Here is a 17,750-nt window from a genome sequence, read left to right as displayed (position 1 = left end):
CGGGTCTTCCCTGTGGTCTTCGGCTCAGCTGGTCTTCGGTTCAGTCTTCGTCGCCGTCGAAGCCGGTTGAGAGCTGGCGCAGCAGGGAAGCGAGCTTGCGGCGACCAGCCGGGGTGAGGTCGCTGAGGATCTCACGCTCCTTGACCAGCAGGTCGGCCAGAGCAGAGTCGACGGTGGCCCGACCATCGACGGTCAACCGTACGAGCACACCTCGGCGATCTCCGGGATCGGGCAGTCGTTCGACCCAACCGGCCGTGACCAGGCGATCGATGCGGTTGGTCATGGTGCCGCTGGTGACCAGTGTCTCCTGCAGCAGAGTCGAGGGGGACAGTTGGTAGGGCTCACCAGAGCGGCGCAGGGCCGAGAGCACGTCGAAGGCCCAGCCTTCGATGCCGTAGTCGCTGAAGCTCGACTTCCGCGCCAAATCCAGTTGGCGGGCCAAGCGGGAGACTCGGGAGAGTATCTCCATCGGGGACACGTCGAGATCCGGGCGCTCGTGGCGCCATGCCGCGACAATCCGATCAACCTCGTCCATGTTCCGATTTTACGTCCAGATCAAGAATCTTTGCGCCAAAGATACTTTTTCACGAGACATTTCTTACTCATTGACGGATTTGGCCTGCACGTTTGGATGGAAGTGCGTGTATGGGAATAAAGTGGTTGATGGTTGTTGCATCCGTCAACGCACCTGCGGAGCCAAAAGACGCCGCAGCAGAAACGAAGGAATACACGTGGATCTTTTCGAGTATCAAGCACGTGACCTGTTTGAGAAGCACGGAGTGCCCGTGCTCAAGGCTCAGGTCGCGACGACACCAGAAGCTGCGAAGAAGGCAGCCGAAGATCTTGGCGGCGGAGTCGTCGTCGTCAAGTCTCAGGTCAAGATGGGCGGCCGCGGCAAGGCCGGCGGCGTCAAGGTTGCGAAGAATCCTGAGGAAGCCGAAGCTCGCGCCAAGGACATCCTGGGTCTCGACATCAAGGGCCACATCACCGAAAAGGTGATGATCGCCGAAGGTGCAGACATCGCTGAAGAATACTACTTCTCGGTTCTCCTCGACCGGTCCAACCGCACCTACTTGGCCATGTGCTCCAAGGAAGGCGGAGTGGAGATCGAGCAGCTCGCCGAGGAACGCCCGGAAGCACTCGCCAAGATCCCAGTCTCTGCCATCGACGGAATCGATGCCGCCAAGGCCGAAGAGATCGCCAAGGAAGCAGGATTCGACGCAGACACCGCCGCTAAAGTGGCCCCTGTGCTGATGTCCCTGTGGACCGTCTTCGAGAAGGAAGACGCATCGCTGGTCGAGGTCAACCCACTGGTCAAGACCGGTGCCGGTGACATCATCGCACTCGACGGAAAGGTGTCTCTCGATGAGAACGCCGACTTCCGTCAGCCCGAGCATGAGGAACTGCGCGACGACAGCGCAGAGAACCCACTCGAGCTCAAGGCCAAGAAGCTCGACCTCAACTACGTCAAGCTCGACGGCGAAGTCGGAATCATCGGAAACGGTGCCGGACTCGTCATGTCGACCCTCGACGTCGTCGCCTACGCCGGTGAGAAGCACAGCAACGTCAAGCCTGCCAACTTCCTCGACATCGGAGGCGGCGCCTCTGCTGAGGTCATGGCCAACGGGCTCGAGGTCATCCTCGGCGATGAGCAGGTCAAGTCAGTCTTCGTCAACGTCTTCGGCGGAATCACCGCGTGTGACGCTGTAGCCGACGGCATCGTCAAGGCTCTCGAGATCCTCGGCGACCAGGCCACCAAGCCACTCGTCGTCCGCCTCGACGGAAACAACGTCGAAGAAGGACGTGCGATCCTCAAGGAAGCCGCGAACCCACTCGTCACTCTGACCGACACCATGGACGGTGGAGCCGACAAGGCCGCCGAACTGGCTGCTGCCAAGTAAGGAAAGGTCTTTACATAAATGTCTATCTTCCTGAATTCCGATTCGAAGATCATCGTCCAGGGCATCACCGGCGGCGAAGGAACCAAGCACACTGCGCGCATGCTCGCAGCCGGATCCAACGTCGTCGGCGGTGTCAACGCCCGCAAGGCCGGCACCACCGTCAAGCACAACGACAAGGACGGCAACGAAGTTGAGCTGCCCGTCTTCGGCTCCGTCTCCGAGGCGATGGAAGCCACTGGCGCCGACGTCTCCGTGGCCTTCGTGCCGCCGGCATTCTCCAAGGATGCTGCGATCGAGGCCATCGACGCCAAGATCGGTCTGCTCGTCATCATCACCGAGGGCATTCCAGTCCAGGACGCTGCCGAGGTGTGGGCTCGTGCGCAGGCCGCAGACAATGCGACCCGCATCATCGGACCCAACTGCCCGGGCATCATCTCGCCAGAGGCTTCGCTGGCAGGCATCATCCCTGCCAACATCACCAAGAAGGGCAAGCTCGGACTGGTCTCCAAGTCCGGCACGCTGACCTACCAGATGATGTACGAACTGCGTGACCTCGGCTTCTCCACCGCCATCGGAATCGGTGGTGACCCGGTCATCGGCACCACGCACATCGATGCGCTCGAGGCCTTCGAGAATGACCCCGAGACCGAAGCCATCGTCATGATCGGCGAGATCGGTGGTGACGCTGAAGAGCGTGCCGCTGCCTACATCAAGGACAACGTGACGAAGCCGGTCGTCGGCTACGTTGCAGGCTTCACCGCTCCCGAGGGCAAGACCATGGGCCACGCCGGCGCCATCGTCTCCGGCTCCTCAGGAACCGCTGCGGCGAAGAAGGAAGCCCTTGAGGCTGCAGGCGTGAAGGTCGGCAAGACTCCGACCGAGACCGCTGACCTCATGCGCGAACTCCTCGCCTGAGTCGTCTGACTCATTCACAGCGCGGTCACAGTGCGACCGCCCAGCACACATGCTGGGCACCTGCACTGTGACCGCGCTGTTGTATGTCCGCAGGAAAGTGGGTGGGCGGCGCCACACGTAATGATGCGTCACGCACCGGGAGCAGCAAATCACCCCATTGCAACAGGTGGTTATGGAACGGACTGTGCGGGGTCGGCACGGGAGGCTAACCTGAACATGTGAATGACCAGACACCGCTGTCCCAGAACCCACAGGCCGATCAGACGACGCCCCTCGATCAGTCGACGCCCCTCAACCCACCGGCCGTTGACACCTCCCCGGGCGCCCATCCGCGCAACTTCGGCTCCGACAACTGGGCCGGCGCCCACCCGGAAGTCATCACCGCCATCACGCAGGCTAATGTCGGACACACTCCCGGCTACGGAGGTGATCCCTGGACTGCGCGTTTCGGTGAGGTCATGAAGGGCCATTTCGGTCCCTCCGCCCAGACGTTCGCAGTCTTCAACGGCACCGGAGCCAACGTGCTGGCACTGCAGTCGGCTCTGCCCCGCTGGGCGGCCGTCATCACCGCCGCATCGGCCCACATCAACTACGACGAAACCGGAGCCCCGGAGAAGGTCGGCGGACTCAAAGTCATCGGTGCCCCAACTCCAGACGGCAAACTGACGCCCGAGATCATCAACGGTGCCGTCCTCGGTCGCGGCAACGAACACAACGCACAGCCCCTGGCAGTGAGCATCTCCCAATCGACCGAGTGGGGAACGACGTACACGCCCGACGAGATCCGTGCCATCGCGGACATCGCGCACGGTCTAGACATGATCCTCCACGTCGACGGCTCCCGATTGGGCAACGCCGCCGCCTATCTCGGCACCGGCCTCGGAGCCATTACCACCGACGTCGGAGTCGACATCATCAGCCTCGGCGGGACGAAGAACGGGCTCCTCGGCGCCGAAGCGATCGTCGTCCTCAATCCCGACATCGGCCAGGGGATGAAGTTCCTGCGGAAGATGAATCTGCAGCTGTCATCGAAGATGCGCTTCCTCTCCGCCCAACTCAATGCCCTCTACGACGGCGACCTGTGGTCCACCTCGGCAAATCACGCCAACTCCATGGCCCGGAGGCTGGCAGATGGCCTCGCCGAGGCGGTGTCCACCGGCCATGCCCCCGATATTTCGATCGTGGCCAAGACCGAATCCAACGTCGTCTTCGTGCACATGCCCGAAGAGGTTGCGGCGCGGGCACGGCAGAAGTTCGCCTTCGCGAACTGGCCCATGGCCGAGAACGTCGTGCGCCTCATGTGTGCCTTCGACACCACAGCCGAGGATGTCGACGCTCTCATCGAGGCCATTGTCGAGTCCTGAACGCCGAGTCCTGGGTAGAGGCGTAGAGGCAGGTCGACGACCCAAGTCTCAGGTCGGTGACCGGCGGCCCGTTCCTGCTCAGTCTCCCTTGACGTTGACGAGCTGACGCAGCGTATGCCTGATCTCGACCAGCGCCGAGGCATCGGCCATCACCTGGTCGATCGGCTTGTACGCCTGCGGGATCTCATCGATGAAGGCGTCCGTGTCCCGGTACTCGATGCCGACCATGGCCTCCCGAAGCTGGTCATGGCTGAACGTCTTCCTGGCTGCGGTACGGGAATACTGCCGACCGGCTCCGTGTGGTGAGGAGTTCAGCGATACTGGATCTCCCTTGCCCTCAACGACGTAGGATGCGGTGCCCATCGATCCGGGGATGAGGCCTGGCCGTCCGGCATCGGCCTCGATCGCGCCCTTTCTCGATACCCACACCGTCTTGTTGAAGTGCTTCTCGGACTGGGTGAAGTTGTGGTGGCAGTTGATGCGCTCGGCCTCGACCACGGTCTCACCCATCGTCTCCGACAGCTGCCGGGCCACCCGGTCCATCATCTCTTCACGGTTGAGCAGGGCGAAGTGCTGAGCCCACTTCAGCTGACTGATGTAGGCGGAGAACTCAGGAGTGCCCTCGACGAGGTAGGCGAGGTCCGGGTCCGGAAGATCGATCCACCATTTCTTGTTCAGCTGTGCGGCGACCTTGATGTGGTGAGTGGCGATCTTGTTGCCGATGCCTCTCGATCCTGAATGCAGGAACATCCACACCCGATCGTCCTCGTCGACGGAGACCTCGATGAAGTGGTTGCCCGAGCCCAGCGATCCCAGCTGATGCCGCCAGTGTCCGGCATAGTCGGAAGGGTCGAATTCGGACCTCTCCGCCAACTCCTCGAGCTCGGCGATGCGTGGCGCCGCCGTGGCGACGATCTTGCGGTTGTAGGCCCCTGCCGAGGTCGGCACTGCCCGTTCGATGGCTTCGCGCAGTCCGGTGAGATCGCGCGCCTCGAGATCCTGTCTGGTGAACTGTGTGCGCACGGCGATCATGCCGCAGCCGATGTCGACTCCGACCGCGGCGGGGATGATCGCGCCCAGGGTGGGAATGACCGATCCGACGGTCGCTCCCTTGCCCAGATGGGCATCGGGCATGAGCGCGACATGGGGGTAGATGAACGGCATTCGCGCAGTCGTGTGCGCCTGCTCGAGGGTCTTCTCGTCGAGAAGAGATGCCCAGGAGATCAGCCGTCTGCTGAGTTTTTCCATGGTCCTTTCCTGATTTCCTTGTGGTGAGGTCCGGGACCCACATCGCGAAGATCTGGAAAGCCATGGCTGCGATATGAAAAGAGCCCCGGACCGGTGATCGGTGCGGGGCATGCTGACGTGCGCTGGGTCAGATGTCGCGCCACCGAAGGGTCGACTGATGAGCGGATTCGAATTGCTTCGATCCGCGAAGTTCGCGCGATGAGGCGAAAACGTTCATCAGTTGATTCCTTCGTGTGTGTTCACTGCGCCGAGGTGGCGCAGCCAGCGTGTCTGCCGACACGGAAGTACGACTATACACGAGCTTCCGTGCCGGCCGGCAGCTTTGTCATTTCTTCCGGTCGGCCTTCACAGAGACGACGGGGACATCGGAGTCGAGGATGATGCGCTGAGCGGTTGAGCCCATGATGAGTTTGCCGACGGGGGAGCGGCGACGCGATCCGATCACGATCATGCGGGTGTCTTCGGTCGCCTCGGCGAGGGCGAGGAGTTCCTCAACGGGATCATTGCCGCGTAGGAACTGCAGGATCTCATGGGAGACCTTGGACGAGCGCAGCGCCTCTTTGAGTTCCTCCATATCCTGATTCGTCGCGACACCGCGTTCGTCGGGGGTCTCTCCGATGCCGGCATTGAGCACGATCACGGTGTCATCGAAGGCCCTCGCCTGGTCGATGCCGAACGTGACGGCAGCCTTGCCTTCGGGTGAGGGGGAATAACCGACGAGAATTGTCATGATCTCTCCTGATACGACACTGGACGAAGCTCCCTCAATTAGTAGCACATCTGCGTGCTGCGACGCTCCTCAGTCCGCCCCAACCTGCACTTCAGTCTGCCCCAGCCTGCAGCGGAGATCTGTGTGAGTCGGTCGTTCCTGGTGGTGGCGCATCCGCGACTGAAGCAGGGGCTCAGTCCGACTAGACTGTTCTAATGCCTTCTACCCTCCTGTCGCCGGATTTTTCTGCCCGCCACCGTAGTCAGGAGCTGCTGGAACAGTTTCCCGAGCTCGCTGCAGTTCCGGGATTCCCACAGGCCAGGATCCTCACCGAGTATGTCCTGGGGAGACGCAGCGGAGAGCTCGACGTCTCCGGGCGTGCGACGGAAGGATCATTCGTGGACGCCGAGGCGGTTGCCGGGCTTCCGCACGAGGTCCTCATCGTCGATGACGGCCAGGGACTGCAGTCGCGGCTGTTGAGCGAGATCGTACCCGTGCGCACGTACAACGACCGAGTGGACGAAGCACGCACCGTCGCCGAGGTGGCAGATCAGGCCAGCCCCGTCGACGATCTCGCTGTCTTCGCCTCAGAAGCGCAAGAAGTCTGGGCGATCGTCAACGCACCGAAGGCCACCCACGCGTTGGCCGAGACGATCGCTGCCGTCCAGGCGCACGTGACCACGATCGTCGTCATCGGTCGCAGCGATTCGATGAGCCGAGCGGTGAACAAGGAATTGGCGCGTGGTTTCGCCCGCGTCGACGTCTCGCCAGGCGTCGGCAAGCACCGCATGATCATCGGCAGCCGCCCGCTGTCATCACCGAGCCTGCCGAGCTTTCCCAGGCACAGCAGAATCGATCATCCGGCCACAGGTTCGCTGCAGGTCAGTGCCCACGGAGCCTGCTTCTCCGGGGTCAAAAGCGATGAAGGCTCGGCCGCGCTGCTCACGGCTCTGGCCGCTGATACTCAGGCCGCTGAAACCAGAACTGCTGGTGTCCAGACCGCCGAGGCGGGTCCTGGTTCCCCGAACTCGGTCCTCGACCTCGGGTGCGGGAACGGATGGCTGCTGGCTGCAGCGATGCAGGTGACGGCGGCGGACAAGGGTGCCGGTGTGGACGTGTCGAAGGCGGCGGTCGCCTCGACGAGGGAGACTGCGGAGGCGAACGGACTCGATGTCGAGACCATCCTCGCCGATGCCACGGATGTGCAGGCTCTGACAGGCGCAGACTCTTCGGTGCGCACTGGCGGGCAGGACCTCATTCTGCTCAACCCGCCGTTTCATCAGGGCACGACCATCGAAACTGACACCGCTGCCGGACTCATGCGCACAGCGGCCGAGCTGCTGGCACCCGAGGGACGAATCTTCACGGTCTACAACTCACACCTGCACTACCGCGAGACCTTGGAACGCGTCATCGGACCCAGCGAACAGGTCGCGCGCTCCAGCAAGTTCACCGTCGTCCGCAGCCTCAGACGCGGCTGAGAGTCTCAGCCGCCGCTAGCTGACAGAGGTGCCGAAGCGCGCCGACAGCACTTCGGCCGTGGCACCGACGCCTGCCGTGGCGACCTCGTCCGGCCGGCCGGAGGCGACGATGTGACCGCCCTGGGGACCAGGTCCAGGGCCCATGTCGATGAGCCAATCCGAGCCGGCGGCCAGCTCCATATTGTGATCGGCGATGAGGATCGTATCGCCCTCGTCCACGATCTGGCGGAAGAGCCTCCCCAGGACCCGAGCATCACTGGGGTGCAGGCCGTTGGCCGGCTCATCAAGGATGAATAGTGAGCGCTCACGTCGCTTCCTGGCTCGCATCACCGCGGCCAGCCGCAGCCGCTGCGCCTCACCGCCGGACAGCGTCGCCGAGGACTGTCCGAGCAGCAGACCACCGAGGCCGACCCTCTGCAGGACCTCGAAATGGGCGACGAGACCGAGGCGTTCGGCGAACACCGTCGCCGCCGCATCGATCGACAGATCGAGGACATCCGCGATGGTCAGCTCCTCGACTGTGACCTCGAGTGTCTCCTCTATGAATCGGCGGCCCTCGCATTCGGGGCAGGTGCCGCTGGAGGCCGGCAGGTGGACGAGATCGATGGTGATGATGCCCAGGCCCTCACAGCGGGGGCAGCGTCCCCGGGCGGTGTTGAAGGAGAACTGTGAGGCGGTGAAGCCACGACTGCGCGCCAGATCGGTCTTCGCGAACAGGCTGCGGATCTTATCGAAGATGCCCAGGTAGGTGCCGATGACTGATCGCGGGGACCGGCCGATGGTGGACTGATCGAAGCTGACCACCCGGTCGAAGACCTCGAGCCCGGCAGCATCGGCCTCGGCAAGATCTCCTCCCTCACCACCGCTGCCACTGCGCCGGGATATCGTCGACGGTTCCTCCTCACCATCGAACGGGGAGGCTCCAGCGCTCCTGGCCAGTGTCGCCACCGACCGCAGCACCGAGCTCTTGCCCGCTCCGGAGACTCCAGTCAGAGTGGTGAGACCGCCGATGGGAAAGGCCAGTGCCAGTCCGCGGAGGTTGTTCGCCGACAGACTGGTGCACCGAGCCCAATCTTCGAATTCCTGGGGTGCTCGCCAAGGTTCGCTGGGAGCCTCATTGCGCAGGCGGACAGCGGTCGAGCTCTCCCCGTCGAGTGCCTCGGCGACAGGTCCGGAGAACATGAGCTGGCCTCCACGTGCACCTCCGCCGGGACCGAGCTCGATCACCCAATCACAGCGGCGCACGATCTCCATATCGTGTTCGACGAGGATGACCGTATTGCCCGCATCGCGCAGAGCCTCGATGTGGGTGAAGAGGTGATCAGTGTCCTTCGGGTGCAGACCGGTGGAGAGTTCGTCGAAGACATAGACCATGCCGTGAAGGCCGCTGTGCAGATGGGCTGCCAAGCGCAGTCGCTGCAGCTCACCGGGGGAGAGGGTGGCCGCTGACCGTTTGGGCGGAAGGTAGCCGACGCCGAGGCGCTCGATCACGTCGGTGCGCTTGTCGAGTTCGTCGAGGAGGACGTGGGCGGCCTCATCTGTGGCTGCGGAGAATCGCTTCGATTCGCTGGGGCCGCGTTCGAGGTCGGCGGCGATGGCGGCGTTGATCGTCACGGCTAGGTCTGTGAGGCTGTGGTCGCCCACCTCGGCGATATTCGCCCCGCCGATCGTCACCGCCAATGCGGCAGGGTTGATGCGACTCCCATGGCAATCGGGGCAGAGGTCGTTGCTGAGGAATTCCTCGGTGCGCTCGCGGATCGTGGCACTGCTGGTCGTGACCATTGTGTCGAGCAGGTACCGGCGGGCGCTGCGGAATTTGCCTGTGTATTCGCGGGCGACGTGGTCGAGTATCTTCTCCGGCTCGACGGTCACGGATGGTGTGTCTTCCGTGGTCAGCAGCCAGGTGCGGGTGTCAGCGGGCAGGCGCTTCCAGGGAATGTCGACGTCGATTCCCAGTGCCTCGACAAGGTGTTTGAAGTTCCGGCCCAACCATCCTCCCGGCCAGGCGGCGATGGCGCCCTCGCGGATGGTCAGGGTCTCGTCGGGCACTGCGGCGTCGAGGTCGATGTCATGGATGCTGCCCTTCGCCGCGCACGTCGGGCAGGCGCCTTCGACCGTGTTCGGGGAGAATGCCGAGGCAAGCAGACGGCCCTGGTTCGCGGGGTAGTCGCCGAAGCGGGAGAACAGCACCCGCAGCAGATCAGAGACCTGTGACAGGGTGCCCACGCTCGAATTCTCCGGGGGAGTCGACACGAGCTGTTTGACTGCAATTGCGGCAGGAAGGCCCGTGATCCGGTCGACCTGGGGCGCGGAGACCGCGCCGAGGAGGTGACGGGTGAACGGGGAGACCGATTCGAGGTAGCGGCGCTGGGCTTCGGCGTAGATGGTGTCGAACGCCAACGACGACTTGCCCGAGCCCGATACACCACAGATGCCGATGAGCTGCCTATGCGGCAGAGAGACGGAGAAACCGGACAGGTTGTGCTCGCGAGCGCCGACGACGCCGATCTCTTCGGTCATGAAATGGCCACTTCCTCTCGTCCCGGTGCAACGGTGAGGTTGCACCCGGACAAGGCTACGCGGTCAGCGGTTCGCTCGGTGGGCGCGCCACGTGCTGATCTGATCCCAGATGACGATGGCCCAGATTGCGATGACGGTGATGATCTGCTGCACCTCGGCGCCCGAAGCGGATGTGAGATCCGGGTGCAGCACCTGCTGCGTCAGCAGAGCGATGGTGAGGAAGACGGCCATCGCCACGTCGAGGACCACACCGGTGATGATCAGCGCGGCACTGGTCGAAGAACGGACCAGCTTGATGACTTCGATAACGGCCATGAGGGCCAGGAAGGCCCAATAGCCGAGCAGCCATCCTGATCCCAGGTCGGGATTGATGAATGTCTCGCCGTTGTTGAGATGCCCGACGTAGACCAGCGAGGTCGGGATGAGCGGGATCAGCGCCAGAAGGACGAGGAAGATCAGGTTCAGGACCGCCTCGGCGCGGATCTGGTTCGCCTTCGCATCCGTCGCGCGCAGCTGATCGACTGACCAGTCCTTCTTCGTGCCGGCGATCTTATCTGCCGCACCTCCGCTCATCTCTTTGTCGCCGAGGGCGAAGATGATCGTGATTGCGGCGAAGGCCGTGAGCAGCGCGACGATCGTATTGCCGACGAGCTGACCGATGAGCGCCCCGATCTGGACCTCATCGTTGGTGGCGATGAACGCGATTGAGTTCGTCACGGCCGCGGCCACGGCGACGAGCGGAAGCACCCAGCGTATCGCCCAGATGAAGACCGGGTAGGACTTCGGCCCGATGAGATGCTGTGGCGAGTTCGTGTACTCCCGGGAGAGCTGGGCCGGATCGCCGAGCTCTTCGAGCACCTCGCGTTCGGCAGCCGCGGTCTGCTCGTCTGCAGGATGTTCCAGGTCGCCGAGTCGGTCTTCGACCATATCGTCGATTGTGGCCTTGATCTCTGCCGCGATGTCACCTCGGGAGTCCTCCGGGAGGTGGCTGACCACATTGTCGACGTAGATGGTGGTGAGCGCACTCATGGTGTTCCTTCTTTCCAGAGTTTCGTGATGCTGGTGTTGAGTTCCAGCCATTGGGAGTGGAGTGCTGCGGCGACTTCGGCACCACTGGTGGTGACGCTGTAGTACTTGCGTGGACGCGCCTGTTCGGTGTTCCACTCGGCACTGAGCAGCCCTTGTTTCTCAAGTCTTCGCAGCAGGGGGTAGAGGGTGTTGGCCTCTGTGGCGATGCCGGCTTCGGTGAGAGTCGTCAGCAGGGAGTACCCATACTGAGGCTGACGGCAGGCAACGAGGCTGGCGAAGACGACGGTGCCTCGTCTCAGCTCTTGTTCGTGTGTTGCCAGTGCCTGCTCTTCATCCTCGTTCATGCTTCACACAATAGTGTGTGACACACACTATTGCAAGGGGCGGGGTATAGTGTGAGGCCGGAATTAGGTGAAGAGGTGGGGTGAAGCGCGAGAATCTGCAGGAGTGCCGTGATGAAACCAACTGGAAATGTTCGCTTCGTACCCGAAATGCCGGCGAAATATCCCTCGGCTAGCCTGTGCTCAAGAGCGAGAGAACAGCGATAGGGATGGCGATGAACGACTCGGCAATGACCTCGGCGAATACGACTCATCGAGTCGATGGAATGAACTTCTACACACGCAAGTGGGTTCGCCCAGAGGACCTCAACGCGAACGGCTCGCTCTTCGGTGGAAGCCTGCTGAAGTGGATCGACGAGGAAGCTGCGATCTACGCGATCATTCAGCTCGGCAGCCACAGCGTGGTCACGAAACTCATCTCCGAGATCAACTTCGTAGCTTCGGCTCGCCAGGGGGATCTCATTGAGATGGGGCTCGTCGCAACTCGTTTCGGCAACACGTCACTGACGATGCGAGCTCAGGTGCGCAATATGATCACGCGCAAGTCCATTCTGAGCATCGACAGAATCGTCTTCGTCAGCGTAGGGGAGGCGGGGCAGCCAGACCCTCACGGCTATTCATCGATCACCTATGAGCGCGATCGCATGCCCGTGGTGTGAAGCGGCGGGTACTGGCCAGCTGGTCGGGCCTCACAGGGCCTCACCTAGGTGCTCGGTTGTAGTCGAGCGCAAATGAGAGCCACAGTGCCAGGGAGGCCTCGTCGACGAGGTGGTCGGCGGCGACGGTGATCCAGCCTGGTCCCATGGTTCGTCCCGTTCCCATCTCGGCCTGTTGGGCCCCGGGTTGCTCCAGCAGCAGCCGGTCGTGGTCTTCAGCGGCGATCCTGACCAGCAGGGAGCCGTCCTTGCTGGCGCTGACGATCATCTTCTCGTTGACCATGAACGAGCGACCGCCGAACATCGAGACCTCGCGTTGAGCGGGTTCATCGGCGATTGAGGTGCGGATGCGTTCTGCGAGTGACCTTTGCGCGGATGTCACCGTCATTGCGCACCTCGGTCCGGATCCGGCGGGCCATAGGAGAGTCGGTCGAAGATGAGCACACTCTCGCTGATCAGGCCATCACGAACTGTGAAGAACTCAGCTGCCGGTGCAGTCGTCGTCGCTGCCGTTTCGGGGTAATAGAACAGTGCGACCCTGTCGGAGTCGGCGAACTCGGCAATGTCGGTGATGCCGGTGAGCGTCGGCGCGAATCCGGCGATGAACGACTGATAGGCCTCCTTGCCGTCGAGGTCGACTCCTGGGGCTCGGCATGCGATGTCCTCGTCGATGAGATCCATCGCCCCATCGATATCACCGCTGGTCCACGCGTGGTGATATCGGCTGACGACGTTTTGGGCCGATTCGTAGGTCATGAGAAGCTCCTCTGCGATCGATGGTTCCGTGTGAGTGTGCAAACGGATGTGTGTGAACTCTGACACAACGCAGCTTGTTGTATTGTCCCGTCAGGTCATTGTCGCGTCTGGCTGCCAGTCATCGATTCCTGCATCTCCGCCCGAACCGGCGATGATCAGGCGGGGGAAGAAGTGCGCCCAACCGTCGGCGTGACCGCGGACCTCAGCGTCGGGCAGGTGCGAATGGAGCAGATCGACCCGCGTTCCCGATCCAATGGCGGTGAGGGTGAATTCGACCCGGGACGCACCAGGGGGAAGGTCCACGCTGCCGGCGAATCCCCATGACACGACCACACGATAGGGGCGACTGACCTCGAGGAATTTCCCTCGGACGGGGTGCCCCGCGATGTCGACGGCGAATCGGCCCCCAGCCGTCGCCTCCAGATCGGCGTACTGGCCCATCCAGGCCGTCATGCCTGAGTTCGTCGTCAGGTGCTCGAAAACCGTCTCCGGCGAGGCGGCGATCTCGATGGAATCTCGGAATTCAGCCATGGGTCTCGCTGCCTGCACTCTCGGGTTCGTCTCGTGCCTCGATAGCAGCCTTGAGCTTCGAGAGTTTGGTCGGCCAGAAGTCGTCGAGGTAGGAGCGAACTGCCGCAAGGCCATCGGTCTCGACTGCGAACAGGTGGCGTGTGCCTTCGCGGACGCCGACGGTAAGGCCGGCTCTTCGAAGCACGCCCAGATGGTGCGATGTCGTCTGCTGGGACAGTCCGACTACCTCGGCGATGGACCCGACCGGGAGCGGATGGCCGCGGATCGCATGGAGAATCGACCGCCGATTGCTGTCGGCGAGCGCTCGAAGTGACAGGTCGAGGTCGATGTCGGGTTCAGCAGTCATCGTCGGCATCCTTTCGCTCGGATGCAGACAGACTACCACAAATGAATGTTTGTACTCATAGGTGTTGGTGGAACAAGGGACTGTCTAGGCTACGAGAAGCGTTGTCTCACATGACGGCTCGTCAACTCGTTGCACTACGGGCCCGCCCCTTACTCCGCGAGATCCAGCGTCGGAGTCGGTCGGCGAAATCCGCGGGTGACGAACGCAAGGTACCCGATGCCGAGGGCCAGCCAGATCGCACCGATGAGCAGCGTGCGCGGTGACAGGCTCGTCCACAGCCACAGGGTGAGGCAGAAGCCGATTCCGGGCAGGACGATGAAGTTGATGATCGCGCGCGATCCGCGACGATTCCCATCGATGATGAAGTGCTTGATGACCGAGAGGTTGACCGCGGAGAACGCGATGAGTGCACCGAAGCTGACCATCTCGGAGATGAAGCTGAGGTCGACGGCCAAGGCGAAGAGCGATACCACTCCGACGCAGAGTGTCGCGAGGATCGGAGTGTGGAAGCGTGGCGACAGACGCCCGAAGAAGCGCTTCGGCAGGACACCGTCACGACCCATCGCGAAGAGGATGCGTGAGACCGAGGCCTGAGATGTCAGTGCGGAGCCGCAGGCCCCGGCGACATAGGCAGCGGTGAAGAAGATCGCGAGGAACTCTCCACCCGCAGCTCCCATGACGTCGAGGGCTCCCGAATCGACGTCGGCGAAGTCATTCGACGGGTAGACGAGCTGAGAAAGGAACGAGAGCACGATGTAGATGAGCCCGCCCGTGACGGTGGCGATGACGATGGCACGCGGGACGGTGCGCTGCGCATCTTTGGCCTCCTCGGACAGAGTCGAGACCGCATCGAAGCCGAGGAACGACAGACACAGGATCGCGGCACCGGCCATGACATTGCCGAAACCGGGTGCGCTGCCGTCACCGGTGAACGGTGCCATGAGATCGACCGTGCCCGAGCCTGACATCGACGCAATGCCGAGCGCTGCGAAGGTCAGGATGAAGATCGCCTGGGCCGCGATGATGACGATGTTCGCTCGTGCCACGGACACAATGCCGATGACATTGAGCGCCGTGACGAGAACGATCGCCGTGAGCACGAACACCCAGGCAGGGATCATCGGGAACGCTGCGGACAGATAGATGCCGACGACGAGGTAGTTGATCATCGGCAGGAACAGGTAGTCGAGCAGCAGCGCCCACCCGGCCACGAAGCCGATGCCTGCCCCGAAGCTCTTCTGCGTGTATGTGTAGGCGGACCCGGCGAAGGGCAGCTCGTGCGCCATCTTCGCATAGGACCTGGCAGTGAAGACCATCGCGAGGAGAGTGATCACGTACGCCAGCGGCACCCGACCTCCGGTGACCTGAGTGACGATGCCGTAAGTCGTGAAAATAGTCAGCGGCACCATATAGACGAGGCCGAAGAACACGAGAGACGGGCCCCGAGAGCACGCTTGAGCTGCCCTTCGCCGCCATCGTGATGTCCTCTGCCACCTTGGGGCGCGCTGGTGTCGTGTGAGTCGGACATGGTGGTCCTTTCGCTCAGGTCGATGAATGCACGGCAACGCCGCCGAGGTAGGTGGTGCGAACGGCCATCTTCGCGAGTTCCTGCGGTGTCACGTCCCGAGGGTCGTGATCGAATCGGATGAGGTCTGCACTCGCCCCGGGGCGGATCTCGCCCCAGACTGCGGGGGAGTGATCGGCGAAGGCCTGGTGGGCCACTGCGGTCGAATAGCAGTCGAGGGCACGGTCGATGTCGACGATCTCCTCCGGAGTCCACCCGCCTGCGGGTTCGCCCGCATCGGTCTGTCGGCTCGTGCCGATCGCCAGGCCCTCGACGGGTGTGCCCGAGGTGCACGGCCAGTCCGAACCGAACGACAGGCGTCCACCGCGTTCGAGGATGGTCCGCATCCGGTACTGATGACCGGCCCTCTCCTCGCCGAGGCGGGGGAGGGTGAGCACGGTCATGAGGTCATCGAGCTGCGCCCACAACGGCTGCATGTTCGCGATCACCCCGAGCTCGGCGAATCGTGAGAGGTCGTCGGCATCGACGAGCTGCGCATGGGCGATGACCGGCCGGCGATCCCGTGGACCGTTGCACGTCATCGCCGACTCGATGGCATCAAGGGCCTGGCGGACGGCGGCATCGCCGATGGCGTGGATGTGGACCTGGAATCCGGCCGCGTCAACGGCACGAACCGCTTCGGCCAAGGTCTCGCCTTCCCACACCCGCAGGCCGTGATTGTGCAGCGACGAGCAGTACGGTTCGAGCAGCGACCCGGTTTCGTTCTCGACGACGCCGTCGGCGAAGAACTTCACGGTCCGGGCACTCAGCAGCGGATCGCCGCGCACCTCGACGCGCCTCCTGGCCTCGACCATGGCAGGCAGCTGCTCAGCGAAGTGACGCGGATCCGCATAGAGGGCGAGATTGAACCGGACCTTGAGTCTGCCCTGATCCGAGGCAGCCAGATAGGTCTCGACATCGGCCGGTTCGACCCAGGCGTCCTGGACCCAGGTGACCCCGCGCTCGAGGTAGTAGTCGGCTGCCCGTTCGAGCGCGCGCAGCCGCATGGCCTCGTCCAGCGGCGGACGCACGGCGTCGACGAGATCGACCGCGCCCCATTCCCGCAGTGTCCCCAGTGGCGAACCATCGCCTCGGCGAGGGATCTCACCCAGCTCTGGTTCGGGTGTGCCGGCGGTGATGCCGGCGAGTTCGAGGGCCCGGGAATTGCACCACACTGTGTGATAGTCCCAGGCGCGCAGCACCACGGGTCGGTCCGCTGCAGCGTCGTCGAGCCAACGGGAGTCGAAGAGCCCGCCCTCGAGGAGGCTGCCGTCATAGGAGGCGCCGGTGATCCACTCGACCTCAGGGTTGGCTTCAGCAAAACGTCGCACCTCGGTCACGATCTCAGCGACACTGGCACAAGCGCGCACCTGCGGTCCCTCCGCTTCGAGCCCGCCGAAGATCGGATGGGCATGACCATCACCGAAGGATGGCATGAGGAAGCCGCCATCGAGGTCGACTGACTCGGACGAGTCTGCGGGTGAGTGCTCAAATGAGGACGAGTTCAGGTGCCGGTCGACCTCGGCGGAACCGATCGCGACGATGGTGCCGTCTCTCACGAGCAGCGAGTCGGCGGGGCCACTCGAGGCTCCGCGCCAGATGGTGCCGTTGTGGAAATGCGTCAAGGCCAATTCGCTTCGTCCCCCGCTTCGCTGCGTGTGATCTCTGACCCGCCACAGCGCACGAACAGTGTTCGTATTTGTGACTGAGAACACGATACACTCCGAGGGAGGTCAGGGAAAGAGGTCGGCATGAGACTCAATCGGGAACGACTCGTCGACGCCGCGCTCGCCCTCGTCGACGACGACGGATCCGAGGCGCTGTCGATGCGCACTCTGGCTGCTCGTGTCGATCGGCAGGTGTCGTCTCTGTACAACCATGTGTCGGGTCGAACCGAACTCATCGAACTCATGCGCGCCCGCATCGTCGCCGACATCGATGTGGCGGCGTTCGCCTCGGTGGGCACATCTGCGAGGGCGATTCCATGGGAGAGGGCACTCGAGTTTTGGGCACGGTCTTACCTGCGAGCATTCGCCGCCCACCCCAATCTCATCCGCCTGCTGGCGACGACGGAGATTCGGGATCTGTCGACGTACGAGATGTACGATGCGGTCATCGCCGGCCTGCGCCGAGGCGGCTGGCCGGAATCGAGGACCGTGGCGGTCATGCGCACGGTCGAAGCCCATGTCCTCGGATCCGCCCTCGACATCATCGCTCCCAGTGACCTCATCGCACAGGATTCGGCTGATGTCCGGTTCTCCGAAATCCGTACCGCCCTCGACCCACGATTCGTCGAGACCTCTTCGGCGACTGCCGCATTCGAGCTCGGGCTGAACGCACTCATCGATGGGCTGCGGCTGCAGCTGGAGGCAGGAATTTCGTGAATAGT

18 protein-coding genes are annotated in these 17,750 nt (G+C 63.0%); 6 read left to right on the top strand and 12 right to left on the bottom strand.

Annotated features, from left to right (window positions below; translation table 11 throughout):
- Positions 1-40 precede the first annotated feature (40 nt).
- Entirely contained in the window at positions 41-535 is a 495-nt protein-coding gene (locus PGC08_RS13925; RefSeq protein ID WP_009885126.1) for a MarR family winged helix-turn-helix transcriptional regulator, read from the bottom strand.
- A 196-nt stretch (positions 536-731) separates the two neighbouring features.
- Here PGC08_RS13925 and sucC point away from each other — a divergent pair, with 196 nt between their 5' ends.
- The 3 genes from sucC to PGC08_RS13910 all read left to right on the top strand — a co-directional run bounded on the left by sucC (position 732) and on the right by PGC08_RS13910 (position 4,180).
- A complete protein-coding gene (gene sucC / locus PGC08_RS13920) occupies positions 732-1,901 on the top strand; it encodes an ADP-forming succinate--CoA ligase subunit beta (protein ID WP_009885127.1) in 1,170 nt (389 codons plus the stop codon).
- Between the two features lie 18 nt (positions 1,902-1,919).
- Positions 1,920-2,816 (top strand): succinate--CoA ligase subunit alpha, encoded by an 897-nt coding sequence (gene sucD / locus PGC08_RS13915; protein ID WP_009885128.1) that lies wholly within the window; start codon positions 1,920-1,922, stop codon positions 2,814-2,816.
- Positions 2,817-3,034: 218 nt separating this feature from the next.
- Positions 3,035-4,180, top strand: coding sequence for a threonine aldolase family protein (locus PGC08_RS13910; protein ID WP_271708637.1), 1,146 nt, complete (start codon positions 3,035-3,037; stop codon positions 4,178-4,180).
- 78 nt (positions 4,181-4,258) lie between these two features.
- Here the strand turns inward: PGC08_RS13910 and PGC08_RS13905 are convergent, their stop codons facing one another.
- On the bottom strand, positions 4,259-5,428 hold the full coding sequence (locus PGC08_RS13905) for an RtcB family protein (protein WP_096157337.1): 1,170 nt from the start codon (positions 5,426-5,428) through the stop codon (positions 4,259-4,261).
- A 325-nt stretch (positions 5,429-5,753) separates the two neighbouring features.
- A complete protein-coding gene (locus tag PGC08_RS13900; protein ID WP_101583439.1) occupies positions 5,754-6,158 on the bottom strand; it encodes a universal stress protein in 405 nt (134 codons plus the stop codon).
- Between the two features lie 194 nt (positions 6,159-6,352).
- Here PGC08_RS13900 and PGC08_RS13895 point away from each other — a divergent pair, with 194 nt between their 5' ends.
- A complete protein-coding gene (locus PGC08_RS13895) occupies positions 6,353-7,618 on the top strand; it encodes a class I SAM-dependent methyltransferase (protein WP_271708636.1) in 1,266 nt (421 codons plus the stop codon).
- Positions 7,619-7,633: 15 nt separating this feature from the next.
- Here the strand turns inward: PGC08_RS13895 and PGC08_RS13890 are convergent, their stop codons facing one another.
- From PGC08_RS13890 to PGC08_RS13880, 3 genes are all read right to left on the bottom strand, one after another.
- On the bottom strand, positions 7,634-10,138 hold the full coding sequence (locus tag PGC08_RS13890; RefSeq protein ID WP_096168037.1) for an ABC transporter: 2,505 nt from the start codon (positions 10,136-10,138) through the stop codon (positions 7,634-7,636).
- A gap of 63 nt (positions 10,139-10,201) precedes the next feature.
- Positions 10,202-11,167, bottom strand: coding sequence for an HAAS signaling domain-containing protein (locus PGC08_RS13885; RefSeq protein WP_271708635.1), 966 nt, complete (start codon positions 11,165-11,167; stop codon positions 10,202-10,204).
- Entirely contained in the window at positions 11,164-11,511 is a 348-nt protein-coding gene (locus PGC08_RS13880) for a PadR family transcriptional regulator (RefSeq protein WP_096145910.1), read from the bottom strand. The genes PGC08_RS13885 and PGC08_RS13880 overlap by 4 nt, the downstream gene beginning before the upstream one ends.
- Before the next feature lie 212 nt (positions 11,512-11,723).
- On the opposite strand from PGC08_RS13880, the gene PGC08_RS13875 reads away from it, so the two are divergent.
- Positions 11,724-12,167, top strand: coding sequence for an acyl-CoA thioesterase (locus PGC08_RS13875; RefSeq protein ID WP_371860657.1), 444 nt, complete (start codon positions 11,724-11,726; stop codon positions 12,165-12,167).
- Positions 12,168-12,207: 40 nt separating this feature from the next.
- On the opposite strand, the gene PGC08_RS13870 is transcribed toward PGC08_RS13875, so the two are convergent.
- From PGC08_RS13870 to PGC08_RS13845, 6 genes are all read right to left on the bottom strand, one after another.
- On the bottom strand, positions 12,208-12,552 hold the full coding sequence (locus PGC08_RS13870; protein WP_096145909.1) for a TfoX/Sxy family protein: 345 nt from the start codon (positions 12,550-12,552) through the stop codon (positions 12,208-12,210).
- A complete protein-coding gene (locus PGC08_RS13865) occupies positions 12,549-12,920 on the bottom strand; it encodes a nuclear transport factor 2 family protein (protein WP_009885139.1) in 372 nt (123 codons plus the stop codon). The genes PGC08_RS13870 and PGC08_RS13865 overlap by 4 nt, the downstream gene beginning before the upstream one ends.
- 90 nt (positions 12,921-13,010) lie before the next feature.
- On the bottom strand, positions 13,011-13,451 hold the full coding sequence (locus PGC08_RS13860) for an SRPBCC family protein (protein WP_271708634.1): 441 nt from the start codon (positions 13,449-13,451) through the stop codon (positions 13,011-13,013).
- Entirely contained in the window at positions 13,444-13,797 is a 354-nt protein-coding gene (locus PGC08_RS13855) for an ArsR/SmtB family transcription factor (RefSeq protein ID WP_271708633.1), read from the bottom strand. The genes PGC08_RS13860 and PGC08_RS13855 overlap by 8 nt, the downstream gene beginning before the upstream one ends.
- A 149-nt stretch (positions 13,798-13,946) precedes the next feature.
- A complete protein-coding gene (locus PGC08_RS13850; RefSeq protein ID WP_271708632.1) occupies positions 13,947-15,227 on the bottom strand; it encodes an APC family permease in 1,281 nt (426 codons plus the stop codon).
- Positions 15,228-15,339: 112 nt separating this feature from the next.
- Complete coding sequence (locus tag PGC08_RS13845; RefSeq protein ID WP_271708631.1) at positions 15,340-16,986, bottom strand: amidohydrolase; 1,647 nt, start codon at positions 16,984-16,986, stop codon at positions 15,340-15,342.
- Positions 16,987-17,112: 126 nt separating this feature from the next.
- On the opposite strand from PGC08_RS13845, the gene PGC08_RS13840 reads away from it, so the two are divergent.
- Positions 17,113-17,745, top strand: a complete 633-nt coding sequence (locus PGC08_RS13840) for a TetR/AcrR family transcriptional regulator C-terminal domain-containing protein (protein WP_009885144.1) — start codon at positions 17,113-17,115, stop codon at positions 17,743-17,745.
- The last annotated feature ends 5 nt before the right edge of the window (positions 17,746-17,750 follow it).

The sequence above is a fragment of the Brevibacterium sp. BDJS002 genome (assembly GCF_028201555.1).
GTDB classification, from domain to species: Bacteria; Actinomycetota; Actinomycetes; order Actinomycetales; family Brevibacteriaceae; genus Brevibacterium; species Brevibacterium aurantiacum.
This window is presented reverse-complemented; position numbering and strand designations above follow the sequence as displayed.